Source organism: Bacillus sp. D7-8, from assembly GCF_052055895.1.
GTDB classification, from domain to species: Bacteria; Bacillota; Bacilli; order Bacillales; family Bacillaceae; genus Bacillus; species Bacillus velezensis.
In genome coordinates this window covers 1,703,703-1,718,661 of record NZ_CP179922.1, presented here as the reverse complement: position 1 = coordinate 1,718,661, position 14,959 = coordinate 1,703,703, and the positions used below count along the sequence as shown (strand labels likewise).

1 protein-coding gene is annotated in these 14,959 nt (G+C 50.4%); it reads right to left on the bottom strand.

The window, feature by feature from the left end:
• Nucleotide 1: 1 nt before the first annotated feature.
• Nucleotides 2-14,950 carry a non-ribosomal peptide synthetase gene (locus ACKTRM_RS08620; RefSeq protein WP_012117595.1) on the bottom strand — a complete coding sequence of 4,983 codons (14,949 nt, stop codon included), beginning with the start codon at nucleotides 14,948-14,950 and terminating at the stop codon, nucleotides 2-4.
• Nucleotides 14,951-14,959: the final 9 nt, after the last annotated feature.

The window sequence follows — 14,959 nt, the reverse complement described above, 5'->3', positions numbered from 1 at the left end:
GTTAAACCTCCACTTCATAGGTATCCCAGATGTTTGCCGCAGCTTTTTCGTTCGTTTCTTCTTTGCTGTCCGGCGAAATCAGCCGCTTATTTAATGCAGGCGGTGTTAAAGGATGGCGCTTGATTCGGCGCCCTTCGTCTTCCTGCCACGCTTCCACAATGACGTGGGCGTTTGTTCCGCCGTCGGCAAAGCAGTTAATTCCTGCCGCCGGTATTGGTGACGGCCAGTCTGCCAGAGTGCGGCTGAACTGAATATTGGCCTTTTCTCTATCAAAATGTGTATTTTCATGCTCGCCTGATAAAAACGGGATAAAGCTCTTTTCTTTCAGCATGAGAACAACTTTTATGAAACTTGCAATTCCTTCCGCGCAAAGCGGGTGCCCGATGTTCGGTTTCACAGAACCGATTCCGAGCGGGCCGGCGTCTTTTGAACGGTAGACGGATTGAATGGCCTTCAGTTCTAACAGATCCGTCACGACCGTGCCTGAACCGTTCGCTTCAATATGAGTAATGTCTTCCGGCTGTTTTCCGCTTTTTTCAAGAGCCGTCTTCATGACGGATTTTTGCGCTTCCAGACTCGGCGTAGCCGGGCCTGCCGTTCTTCCGTCATTATTGACGGATGCCGCCTTCACTACGGCATAAATAGAATCTCCGTCTTCAATCGCCTGAGACACGGTTTTTAATAGAACCATTCCGACACCCTCGCCCAGCACGACTCCATCGGCGCGTTCGTCAAATACATGGAACGACTGCGCTTTACTTAATATGCCGCGCTGTTCAAATAATTTATGGGTTTCTTCTGATTCAAACAGGCTCACGCCGCCGACGACGGCCGCTTTTATTTCTCCTGATACAAGAGCCTGCACGGCCATATTCATACCGACTAAAGCAGAAGAACAAGCCGTATCGAGGACAACGCTCGGGCCGCGCATATCAAAGTATTGAGAGAGATTGGCGGCCAAATAATTCTGGCCCAGCGCGACGATCGGGTTTTTCGCGTCCAGCAGTTTATCTTCACCCGGTCTGTGACGGCTGCGTCCGCCAAGATACACACCTATCGCTTCTCCCTTTATCTCATCCGGCGTATAGCCCGCGTGATACCACAGGTTAAGGCATTCTTCCAGAGCGGCCAAAGCTTGAGGGTCCATTGCCTTTACATCTTCTTCAGCCAGTAAAAAGAAGTCCGGATCAAATTGATGAATTCCATCAAGCATTCCCGCGTAATAAGGCGTCTTCAACCCCCATCGTTCAGCCGGAACAGGACGGATAGCCGAACGGCCTTCAGCCAAAAGCGACCAGTACGCCTCTAAGGAAGCCGCTCCCGGAAACCGGCAGGACATGCCGACGACCGCGATATCTTCCCGGTGAATCTGTTTTCCGGCCGGCTCTTCTTGCACCTTAACGGCTTGTGTTTCAATTACCGGCTCAGCCGGATTCTTCTTAACAGGCTCCGCCGCCAAATCAAACCGTTCTGACAAAACTTCTGTATATCCTTCGAGAAGCCAATTTGCGAAAGATTGAATCGTCGGATATTCATACAGAATGGACGGGTCAAGCGATGCCGAGAGATTCCGATTGATCCGCTGCAGAAGCTGAGCAAGGATAATGGAGTCCACTCCGTAATCTTGGAATAATACGTCTGTCTCAAGCTGATCCTGGTCAATCCGCAGCTCTTCAGAAAATAATTCTTTCAGCCATTCTTCTGTTTTCCTTGTTAATTGAGTGTTGTTCTCGGCAGTATAAGCGGTTTTTTCCGCCGGTTTTACCATAGCCGGACTCATTGGCTGATCCTGCCTGCTCCGCCGCAGGAATCGCTCCGGCTTCCACAGCTTAGGATTCAGAACGGCCGGCAGCACCGGGCCCCTTGCTGATTCAAGAAGTATGCCGTCAAGGAGCTGTAATCCTTCTGCATTCGTGATGCTGTATAGCCCGCTCTCTTTATAAGCTTTGTTCGTTACTTCGCCCATTCCGGTTTCTTTCCAGTTCGGCCACTGAATGCTTACGATCGGCAGCTGCTCTTTGTATGAGTTTGCAAAATAGTCCATATACGCATTGGCCATGGCATAGTCGGCCTGTCCTGCCGAAAGCGCCGGTATCGCAGCTGACACGGAAGAGAACAAGACGAAAAACTTCAGCGGCTCTTCGCTGAGCACACTGTATAACGCCTGTAGCCCGTCTACTTTCGGCTCGAGCACGCGCTGTATGTCTTCATCGGTTTTTCTGATGAATGCGAGCGTCTCTTTATCGGTCACACCCGCGCAGTGAATCACGCCGCCGATAGGTCCGAGCGTCTGTTTTATCTGACTCAGTTCCTGTCTCAGCCCGGCTTCATCAGCTAACGGGACTGACAAAACCTTCACTTGTACGCCTTTGGATTCCAAGTCGAGAACAGCTTCAATTTTCGCTTTTACAGAAGCCGGCACCCCATTCAGTCCGCCCGTCCACTCACTTCGCGGCGGAAGGGTCTCACGGCCTGTAAGCACCAGTTTTTTCACTCCGTAATGTTCGGCAAAATGGCGTGCGCATAAAAGGCCGATCCCCCTCGTACCCCCGGTGATCAGAAGCACATGGTTGTCCGGAAAATCAATTCTCTCGCCTTTCATATTCATATTTTCTGCTCCGCTCAATACGGCGCGGTAGCGCAAGCCGTCCCTCCGGCAAACTTCCGCGTCATCAGTACGGGCATGAAACTCATCGGCAATCTGCTTCGCCAGTTTGTCATCCGAAAGCGCTCCTTCAAGGTCGAGATGCCTTGAAGACAGGTGACCGTACTCGTATGCCAGCATTCTGTACAGACCGGCCCGTTTTGCTCCTGTTGTTTGATTGGCCTCTTTATTTAATGACTCAAGGTCTTTCGTGACACAAAGCAGTGTCATCCCTTCTTTATGCCCATGCTCAATCAATTGCTGAAGCCATTTGATTCCGGCCATGTCTTGAGAATCTTCTTTCGCTGCGCCGAGGAGGTCGATGACTCCGTCAAACGCCTGCCAGTCATATTCACCGGAAAGGTCTGATGCGGTGATGATACGGTGATTCGGCATATGCGCTGCGATCTCTTCTGCGAGATTGATCGTGTCCCCGCCTGTCAAAATCGCAACGGAACGTGCGCACGGTTCACGCAGTTCGAGCGGGCTCAGTTCCCATTGTTTCGTCAGAATACGTTTCATCCGTTCCTCTGTATGGACCTTATTTTTGTCAGGATTCTCCGGCACCCAATACGTGTCTTTTGCGAACGGATAAGACGGTAGACTGAGTAAACGCGGCGTACCCTTTTCATACAGCCGGTTCCAATTAAATACGCCGCCTTTCACCCATACCTCTGCCAGCTTGGCGAATTTGCCTTTTTTAATCCAGGCGTCAATGACGATGTCCATATCTTCATCTGCCGTGAACAAGGCAAACGTATCTTTATTGCGGTGAGACTGGCCGGTATACAGCCCGGCGATGTTTTTCTCATTTTTCGTAAATGCTTCCAGCTTTGTTTCCAATTCCGCCATCGTCGCTGCAAGAATGGCCAAGCGCTCTTCCATTTCGTCCCTTCCGGTTTGCAGTGTATAAGCGACGCCCGCCAAGTCTTGATCTGTATACGGCGTTTGACGGATCGCTTTTTGCAGCTGCTGCGCCTGTTCAAACAGTTTTTCTTTTGATTTGGCGGACAAAAGGATGATTGCCGGATTTTCCGGGCTGTGCTCAGGCTGAGCGGCTGCTTTCGGGACATACTCTTCAATGACGATATGGGCGTTGACTCCGCCGATGCCAAATGAGCTGACCCCGGCCCGGCGCGGAATGGCATTTCCGTTTCTATCTTTTGCTGCCGTCCATTCCTGATTTTCCCGCACGATGTAGAAAGGACTGTCATCGAGCTGAATGTACGGATTGATCGTTTCGCAATGCAGGCTTTTCACCAGCGTTTTATGCTTCATTTGCAAAAGCACTTTCATGACGCCTGATACTCCCGCGGCAAGCTCTAAATGGCCGATATTGCTTTTGACCGAACCGATGCCGCAGCGGTGACCGGAGACTTCAGGCTCTTGATTTGTTTTCGCCAGCTCGTGAAACGCCGCTTTCAGACCGTTTATTTCAATCGGGTCGCCCAATTCCGTTCCTGTACCGTGCGCTTCAATATACGTGACGGTGCTCGGGTCCACTCCCGCTTTCCGGTATGCTTTCACCAATAAATCAGCCTGCAGTTTCGGATTCGGCGAGGTTAACGTATTCGCCCGGCCGCCGTGGTTTTCAGCCGTACCTCGGATCACGCCGTAAATCGGATTGCCGTCACGTTCTGCATCTGACAGTTTCTTCAGCATCAGAATTCCCGCGCCTTCTCCTCTGACATACCCGTTGGCATCTTTGGAGAAGGTTTTGCATTTTCCGTCTTTGCTGAGCATGCCTGCTTTGCTGTAGCTGATATGCGCTTCTTCCGTCAGAATCGTGTTGATTCCCCCGGCAATCGCCATGTCGCATTCTCCGTTTTCTATCGCGGATACCGCCCGGTGAATCGCCACAAGCGAGCTTGAGCATGCCGTTTCAATCGGCTCGCTCGGCCCGTGAAGATTTAACAAATAGCTCAAACGGTTCGGACCTATGGAAGGAATCATGCTGCCTGTCGCCGCATGTCCTTCCGGCGCAAGACCTGCCCTTGTGAACAAATCTTTATAACCGGTATTTCCGGTGCCGATAAAGACGCCCGTATTTGTACCGGAAAGGCTTTCCGGCTTACAGCCCGCATCTTCTATCGCCCGCCATGCATAAGTCAATAACAGCCGCTGCTGCGGATCTAAATATTGGGCTTCCCGCGGTGAAATCCCAAAGAACAGCGGATCAAATTCAGCTATTCCGTCGATAAAGCCGCCCCACTTGATATTCGTTTTGTTCCCTTCAAGATTCGGGTCGCCATCAAACGCTTGCCAATCCCAGCGTTCTTTCGGAATGGTTGTGATCGAATCCTTTCCTTCTTTCAAATTGCGCCAAAATTCCTCTATATCCTTCGCGCCCGGGAATCGGCCGCTGATTCCGACAATGGCAACCGGGTCAAAGCGGCGCGGCTCTTGTGTCGCTGCCGAAGCGTTCATTACCGTTGCGAAGCGCTTTTTCCGCTGCATTTTCGGTTTTTGGGCTTTTGGCTGCTCTTTTTTCGGAGACTCTTTCTTCTTTTCGCCGAAACGGCCCGGATGCTCTTTTGCCAAATATCCGGCGAGACCGCTGATCGTTCCGTGCTCAAAGAAAATCGTCGGCGCCAGCTCCAGCTGATACGCTTCATTTAATTGATTCGTAAAGACGGTAAACGATACGGAATCAAAACCGTATTCACTCAATTCCGTATCTGTCTCAATGTCCTCACGGTCAACTTTTAAAATGCCGCTTACCATGGCTGTCAAAGCGGTGTGAAGCGTTTGAAGAGATTTATCTGCATCGTGTTTTTCTTCCGGCTGAGAAGGAAGGCCGGCTTCTGCCTCATCCGTCAAATAATCTGCTAAACTGCGGATCGTCCCGTGTTCGAAGAAGATCGTCGGCGCCAGTTTCAGCTGATACGCTTCATTTAATTGATTCGTAAAGACGGTAAAGGATACGGAATCAAAACCGTATTCACTCAGTTCCGTATCAATATCAATCTCGTCTTGGCCGACTTTTAAAATTGAACTGACCAATCTGATAAGCGCACCGTGCCATTTGTCTCCCGAAACGGCGGATACAGGCTCTATTTTCTTCACCTGCGGCTTTTCAGTTTCAGAAACGGACAGGAACGACTGTTTTAATTTTGCAGCGTGTCCTTCAGCTGCTAAAAGCTGCGGCTTTTCCTGAGCCATTCCTTCATAAAATGCAGCCAGGCCTGACGCCTTTTGAAGCGGAACCATGCCGAAAGCTTTTTTCATCATTCTCTCCGTCTCGTCTCCCGCCTGCATACCGCCATCTTTCCACAGCGTCCAGTTAAAGGCGACCGTTTTTCCGTGCCGAAGGCCATTCTCCGTAAGGGATTGCCTGTAAGCGGCGTATGCATCCATAAACGCGTTGCCGGCGGCATAATCAGCCTGCCCGACATTGCCGAGAACGCCGGAAACACTGGAGAACAATACGAAAAAGTCAAGATTGCAGTCTTTGCTGGCTTCATCTAAATAAGCGGTTCCGATGACTTTCGGATCAAGCACTTCCCTGAACTCTTCCTTCGTTTTTTGCAGCAGGAAGCGGTCTTGTATCACTCCCGCAGCGTGAATAATTCCGTTAAGCTTTCCGAATTCCGCCGTAATCTCTTTGATCATCGCTTCATTTTCCCGCCGGTCTGCCGCATTCAGCTTTTTGTAGACGACATTTGCGCCTGAGTGCTGAAGCATAGCAAGCTCACGCTGTTTGGCTTCTGTCAGATTTGAGCGGCCCGTCAGAATGATTTTCGGATGTTTTACGCGACCTGCGATTTCTTTTGCGACCATCAACCCCAGGCTTCCTGCCCCTCCGGTAATCAGATATACGCCTTCGTCCTTCCAGACGATGCCGCCCCCTGCGGGATGCATTTCTTCCCAAGCCTTCACATACCGTTTTTCTCCTTTATAACGGATATGTTTATCATGCGGCTGATGACTGTCGTTTTTCAGTTTTTGAGCGACAGCCGGCATTTCGCCGATTGATTCCATTTCGATGAGCTGACAGTCAAGTTTTCCGTATTCCAGCTCGGCTGTTTTTAACAAACCTGTTAACCCCGCAAACAATTGCTGGCTGCCGTCTGCTGAGATAACGGTCTGAATCAGAATGCGGCCCTGCCTTTTTTCGCTGATGATCCGCCGGATGTGTTCGGCGATTGTCTGCGCATAGCTTTGGAAGCGTTCAGCGGCTGTTTCACCCTCACCTTCTGCAATCAGCAGTTCGGCGTCTTTCAGGCCGGATGCCGTTTCATCTTTTATACGGCAGGCATCTTCACAAAGTATGATCAAATGCTCATCAGCACGGACAGAAGCTTTCTCGGATGCGGCGGCTTCTTTCCAGACCGGTGCAAACAAGACCTTTTCCGATCCTGATGGCGGCTGAGCCGATTCTGCATCGCCTTCAAGCACTCTCGTAGAGAATCCTCTCACCTTCACGCAAAGCGCTCCTGTTTCGTCGAACAGGTCAATGTCGGCTTTCTGCACGGAATTACCGGTTTGATATCCATCGCTGAAACGTGCATGCGCCCGCATAGTCGGCGTGCATGCTTTGATGACTTCAAGATATTCCAACGCAAACGGCAGAATCAGCTTTTGTCCGGAAAACTCCTGCATAATGCAGATCGTCGCCGTCTGAATAGCCGAATCAATGATGCTCGGATGAAGCGTAAATTGTCCGTTCGTGTGAGAAACAGAATCCGGAAGCTGTATGTCCGAAAGCACTTCTTTCTCGCCGATAAAGGCGGACTTAATGCCTTGGAAGGCTTTTCCGTGGAACATCCCCCTGCTCCGGCCCTCCCGATAAAAGGCCGCCGGATCAAGAATGTCCGCTGTGCACCTGTTTTGTATGGCAGAAAGGTCGGCCTCAGGCTCTCGTTCAGCCTTTATGATCTCGGCCCGTCCTTGGCTGTGCAGCACTTCTTCGCCGTCAGCGTTTACGCTGTAAATGTCATATGAGATGATGCCGTCCTCTTCAGGGAACAGCGCAATATGGACTTGGCGCTCTTGTTCGTGAACGACGATCGGTTTCATCCAGATGGTATGATGGAGCGTTATTCTGTCTTGGTCTTTTAATAAGCCGCCAAGCGCCCGTTTTACCGCTTCATAAGACATTTCCAAATATGCCGCTCCCGGCAGCACCGCTTTTTCCCTGACCACATGATCCTTTAGGAAAAATTCTGAGCCTGTAAACCGTGAGCTGAACCGCTGAACGGCCAAATCTGACGTATTTTGCTGCACGAGCGGGTGTAAAACTGAGACTCCGGTGTGTGCGGCAGATGTGTTCTTTTCTGCTTTTTTCGGCCAGTACGGCTCCTTTGCAAACGGGTAGACCGGCAAGCTGATTCGTTTCGGATGCTTGTCTTTGTAAAGCTTGTGCCAATTAATGGCGACGCCTTTACTCCACATTTCACAGAGCTTCGGTCCTTTTCCTTTCGCAAGCCATTTCTCAATGAGTTCAGCGCTGTCATCATCATCAGAAAGCCAGGCAATATCTTTCGCCTGCTGTTTTTCTCCTCTGAAGCAGCCTGTTACAGCCGGCTTATCATTGATAAAATCGGCAAGCTGCCGCTTCAGCTCCGCAGTGCCGCTTGTGATAAAGGCCGCGCGCTCTTCCATCGCTTCCCTTCCGACTTGGAACGTGTAGGCAAGATCAGCGAGGTCTGTGTCCGTTTTTCTTTCCAGAAAAGCCAGCAGCTGTTTTGCGTACTCCTTCAGACGGTCTTTTTTTCTGGCAGACAACGGAATGATGAACGGACCGGCAGCGTCTGCTGCTTCAGATGCATCCGGATATTGTTCAAAAATCGCGTGTGTGTTTGTTCCGCCAAGACCGAAAGAGCTTAAAGCCATGCGGTGCGCTCTGTTCTCACGGGTTAACTCTTTCTTTTCTTCCGCTACGAAAAACGGAGAGTCTTCTAAATGAAGATTCGGGTTCGGCTCTTTGTAATTGATGCTCGGCGCGATTTCCTGATGATATAAGCTCATGACAACCTTGATGCAGCCCGCCATTCCGGCCGCTGTATCCAAATGCCCAAGATTTGTTTTGACTGAACCGATGCCGCAGTATTGTTTTTTATCTGTATATCGGCCGTACACCGATTGAAGTGCGGAAAGTTCGATCGGATCGCCGAGTTTTGTTCCTGTGCCGTGAGCTTCGACGTACGCGATCGTTTCGGGATGTATGCCCGTCTGATCAATGACCTTCTGAATGACCTCAGCCTGTCCTTTGACGCTCGGCGCATAAAATCCGACCTTATCCGCTCCGTCGTTATTGACGCCGATTCCGCGCAGCAGCGCATAAATATGGTCGCCGTCCTTAACGGCATCAGACGCTTTTTTCAAGAGCACGGCGCCGGCCCCTTCACCGCCGATCATTCCGTCAGCATCCGCGTCAAACGCTTTAATATGCCCGTCGCTTGAAAAATTCAGCCCCGGCTGATGAACATATCCGGCGCTTGATTCCGTATGAAGGGTCGCACCGCCGACAAGGGCGTACTTAGCTTCGCCGGACTGCAGGCTTTGAAAAGCCGAATGCAGGCCGATTAACGAAGATGAGCAGTTGGCGTGGACAAAATAGCTCGGCCCTTTCAACCCAAGTTTATGAGAAATCATCGTCGGAATCGTACCGCTTTGGGCAAGCACCCATGACACGTAGCCATCCGGCGTTTCCAGCTGTGCTGTCGTCTCCTCCGGCAGCAGGCTGCGGTAAGAGTTCGTGCTGGCAGACATATACACGCTTGTTTCCGGAATTTCTTTGGAGATATACCCCGCATCCTCGATTGCCTTCCATGAATGGAGCAAAAGCATTCTCAGCTGAGGGTCCATATATTCCGCATCTTTCGGTGAAAAGCCGAAGAAACCGGGATCAAACATTTCTTTCCCCTCTAAAACTGATTTAGCCGGAACGAAGCCGGGATGATCAGCCAGTTCTTCAGAAATACCGGATCGGCGGAGCTCCTCTTTTGAAAAGAAGGTGATGCTTTCTTTGCCTTCTTTGATGTTATTCCAAAATTCATAATGATCTTTCGCTCCCGGAAACTCACAGGATATACCGATAACCGCAAGACTGTCCTCGTAATAATCGGGAAATTCTCCCGCCGGATGTTCCCGGTCTTCTGCATTCACTTTCTTTTGCGGTACAGGAGCCAAAAAGGCTTCTTTCGGTTTTTGTTCTGTGATGTACCGGCTGATGTCTTTTACCGTCGCGTATTCAAACAGCTCCGTTACACTGAATTCACAATCCAGTTCCTGCGTCATCCGGTCAGTGACAGTCACGGCAAGAAGCGAATCTCCCCCCGCATCAAAAAAACGGTCATCGAGCTCTATATCTTTGCTTTTCAATACATCCTGCCAAATCGCCAGCACCGCCTGCTGGATATGAGATGATGAAAATGTTTGTGTGTCCGGCTGCTTTTCCGTCAGATCGCGGGCAGCAAGAAGCTTGCGGTCCACTTTTCCGTTCGGCGTAAGCGGCAGCTCTTCAAGACGGACAAACGAAGCTGGCGCCATATAGGCCGGCAGCGCTTGTTTCATATGCTTGCGCAATTCCTTTGCAGACGGAAGCGGCTCTCCGTTTTTCCGGATATAAAACGCGCAAAGCTTCTCATTTCCGGAGTGATTGTTCACAACAACTACACTTTCCTGTACGGCCGGATGGGCATTCAGCCTGCTCTCAATATCTCCGGGTTCAATCCGGTAGCCGCGGATTTTGACTTGGGTATCCATCCGTCCCATGTATTCAATGCGGCCGCCGGGGAGAAAACGCGCCATATCACCTGTTTTATAAAGCTTTGATCCCAGTTCGAGCCGGTGGCTGACGAAAGCTTTATCTGTCAGCTCAGGCTTGTTGAAATACCCTCTTGCCAATCCGTCTCCCGCAATACAAAGTTCTCCCGGCACCCCTTCTAAAACAGGGTTGAGACCGGAATCCATAATATACACACGGGTATTGGCGATCGGGCGCCCGATCGTAAGCGCGCTCTCATTTTCCGTTATCCGCTGCACCGCGGACCAGATTGTCGTCTCTGTCGGCCCGAACATATTCCAAGCCTCGCTTTTCGTATCGAGAAACTGCTGCTTCAATTGTTCGCTAAGGGCCTCACCGCCGCAAAGGATTTTCACATTTTCTTCATTTGACCATCCGGAATGAAAGAGCATTTTCCACGTAAACGGCGTCGCCTGCATGATCGTCGGTTTGTACTCTTGAATCAGCTCTTTCAGCTTCCGTGCGTCTTTTGTGACTTCTGTCTTACAGATGTTGCACTCCGCTCCTTTGATTAAAGGAAGGTAAAGCTCCAGTGCCGCGATGTCAAAGCAATATGTCGTGACGGCAAGCAGTTTGTCTTCGGACGAAAGCCCCGGTTCATTCGCCATCGAGATTAAGAAATTGGTCAGCGCCCGGTGCGGAATCATCACGCCTTTCGGTTTGCCCGTGCTGCCCGACGTGTAAATGACATACGCCAGATCGTCAGGTGTCACTAACCGCTTCAGCGACGTTCTTTCCGCGGCTGTACTTTCAATATGAGACCAATCGCGGTCAATGGCAGTTGTCTGCACGCCTCCCCAGTTCAAAGAGTGCTCTAAATCAGCTGTCGTCAGGCACATTGAAATCCTGCTGTCGGCGATCATATATTCCAATCTGTCAGCGGGATAAGAAGGATCAAGCGGCACATACGCTCCCCCGGCTTTTAAAATGCCGAGAAGTCCGACAGCCATATGCAATGAACGGTCTGTATAAATGCCGATGAGATCATCAGGGCCTGCACCGTGCGCCTGCAAATAGAGCGCCAGCTTCGTGCTTTTTTCATCAAGCTCACGGTACGTCAGCTGTTGCTGTTCATACACGACCGCACAAGCGTCCGGCGTTTCTGCCGCCTGACGTTCGAATAATTCATGGAAGCAGGCATCCGGATATTCACGGCTTGTTTCATTCCAAGTCTTAAGAATCATGTGCTCCTCTCTTTTTGTCATGAGAGAAACGTTCTCAAGCGGCGTATCCGGATTCGCCGTCAAAGCTTCAGCAGCCTGTACAAATTGGCTGAAAAGTCTGGCCGCCCCCGCTTCGTCGAATAATTCGGTGCTGTATTTAATCGTAAGATCCATGCCTGATGCTTCTTCCCACATTTCAAATACAAGATCATATTCCCCCTCCTGATGAATGTCTTTTACAAACTCACAGGAGAATTCCTTGTATTCATCAAGCATCGATTGATAGCTTGAATGCTGCAGAAAGTTCTGATAGAAAAAGGCATTGCTGAAAACAGGCGAACCGTTCTGCAGGGGTTTCGCATGCACATCACGCACCATTTTCGGAAACGGATAAAAGGAGTGATCCAGTCCGTCCAGAACGGCATCCTGCACCTTTTGAACAAAGTCAGCAAATGTTTCTTTTCGTCCGGCTCTGCTCCGTATGGGAAGCATGTTGAGGAAATGGCCGACCACTCCGTCAAAGCGTTCTTCGGGTCTGACCATTGCAGGCATGCCTGTCACAATATCTTCCTTATCCGTATATTTGCTTAAAAGCACCATGTAACAGCTCAGCATGACGGTAGACAAATGAATCGAACGGGATGCGGCAAACGCCGTTATATTATTCAGCAGCCGTTCGGGAAGACGGCGTGTCAGCGTATCTTCTGTAAACTCCGGAACACTGCTGTCCGTGCGCATCGGCGGAAGCTGAAGATCAGGCAGATCGCCCTCGAGCTGTTTCATCCAGTAAGCGCGGGCAGCTTTGCTTTCGTCACCCGCTAAATACCGCTTTTCCCAAGCCGCGAAATCGGGATGAATACCGGGAGCGGCAGCCGTAAACTCTTCTTTTCCCTCCAGCAGTGCCTGATAATGATCCAGCAGACTGTGAATAAATGTAATGGATGAAATGCCGTCAAACACGATGTGGTGAATGACCGTCAAAAGATAATGTTCCTCGGCGGATTTTGAAAGCAGCTGCACGCGCAGCAAAGGTCCGCCTTCTTTGACAAACGGCTCTTTCACTTTTTTCCGTATCAGAGCGGATATTTGTGTTTCATTGACGTCAGAAATATCTTCTTCCGAGAATACAAAAGGATCTGCCGCTTCTATGAAATAAAACCCGCCGTCTGTTTCATTCACGGCGCTTTTGAGCATCGGATGCTGCTTTAATACGAGCTGAAACGCCTGTTTCAGTTTCTCTTTGTCGATTCCGGATGTGAATCGGAAACAGAGCGAGACATGGTATGCAGTCGTTTCAGGCGACATTTTCTGCAATGTCCACAGCCCTTTTTGGACTTCTGAAAGCGCTGGCGCCGTTTGCCGTCTCTCCCGTTCTGCCGGCGGTTCGGCTTTTTGGGGATGATGCTCCGCTGACATGTTTGCCGCTTTTTCAGCAGTATAAGCCGCTAAAGCGCCAATCGTCGGGTTTTTGTGCAGCTCTCTTGCCGTCAGCCGGATGTGATACGTTTTTTCAATTGATCTGGCGAGTTTCATCATCTTGATCGAATTGACGCCAAGACTTTGAAACGGTGTATTTGGATCAACGAGCTCCTCCGCGATGGAAAGTTCCTCTTTCAGAAAACGGATAAAATCCCGTTCAATTTCTTTCTCTGCAGAAGCCGTGTCTGAATTGCCGCCTTCTTGTCTGTTATTATGTAATGAATCAAATTGCCCTTGTTCAAATGAATGTTTCAGCTGAGTGCGCTGGATTTTCCCGATCGCCGTCTTAGGAATGTCTTCTTTTGCGACCGGAAGCAGATAATCAGGGGTAACGCCGATTCTCTGTGTCACGTGCTGGTGAATGTGATGAAGAAGCTTCGTCATGCGGTTCTCATCCAACGGAACAGATGTCACAAAGAAAATCGCCAGCTCATCTGTCGTGCTTTGATTCGGCCGGACGGCGCATGCCGCTGTATATGACGTTTCAATTTCCGGCAATTCCTCAACGGCTGATTCAATGGCATGGCTGTAATAATTCACACCGTTGATAATGATGGCATCTTTTGTGCGCCCCGTTATCGTCAGGCGGCCTTCACGCAGAAATCCGAGATCTCCCGTTTCAAACCAGCCGTCTTCTGTAAAGACACTCTCATTTAAGTCCGGGCGCTCATAATATCCGCTCGTTACAGTCAGACCCGACACTTGGAAGCGGCCGATTTCTCCTTCTTCCACCACTTGATTGCGGTCATCCGTAATTCTCATATTAAATCCCGGGATCGGCAGACCGATCTCGACGAAACGATCGTCGTCATTCGTGTTTTCCAGTGTAAACTCATCTGAGAAAATAACGCCCGAAGACGTTTCGGACATTCCCCATGCGGGACGGATGGCATTAGCCGGCAGACCGTGCGGCTCTAAAAGCTCCATAATTCTGCGTCCGACTTTCGCAACCGCGGCCTCCCCGCCGTTCAGCATGTAACGCATGGAAGATAAGTCCCATTTCCGCGTTTGAATCTCTTCTGCAAAATCAGCAAGCAGCCCAAAGGCAAAATTTGGGGCCCACGTGACCGAAGCGCGGTAATGATCAATCAGGTCGAGCCATTTTAAAGGGTCCATCAAAATGGATTCGCTCGGTATGTTGATTTCCTCACATCCGAGATAAACATCACGCAGATGAAGCATTCCGATGCCGCCGACATGGTCAAAAGGCATCCAGTTAAACGTGACATCCTCACTTGTATAGCCCTGCATCTGAATATTTCCTTTGACCATGCAGACGATGTTTTCATGGCTGAGCATCACGGCTTTCGGCGTGCCCGTGCTTCCCGAGGTCAAAAGCAGCATCGCCAAATCTTCGGGACGGGGATGATGACAGTCCGTATCCATTTCGTGCGCACTGAGATCTTCTGCCGCCAAAGCGCAAAACCCGGAAAGCCCCTGCTCCTCCGCCCATTCAGTCATCTCCGGCAGCACGTCACGGCTTGTGATGACATACGGCTGATTCAAAAGCGTCCAGGCGTCTTTCAGTTTTTGCGTCCCGCTGTTCATTTCTGTATAAGCCGGAGCGGCCGCAAGCGGAACCGGGATCGCTCCTAAAAAAACACAGCCCCAAAAAGCAGGAATCAGCTGGGAATTGTCACTTAGCTGTAATATGACTTCATCCTGAGCCTTCACTCCTGATTGGCGGAGCCCTTTCACAATCGAAAGAGCGATCTTTTTCAGGCTGCTGTAAGTCTGGTACACTTTGGTGCCGTCAGGCTGTATATATGTGATGCCCTTTTGATCTCCCGCTGCCGCGGCGGTTTTGTGCAGGACTTCAGGAATCGTCATCGGCTGATCCGCTGAAAGCCGCAATGATTTTCCATAGCTGACAGATGGCTTGAGTAACCCGCTTGCCTTCATATCACTTTTCATAGAGCTGCC

Coding starts and splice junctions, on each gene's coding strand:
- ACKTRM_RS08620 (WP_012117595.1), bottom strand. CDS start 14,950: ATGAAAAGTGATATGAAGGCAAGCGGGTTACTCAAGCCATCTGTCAGC.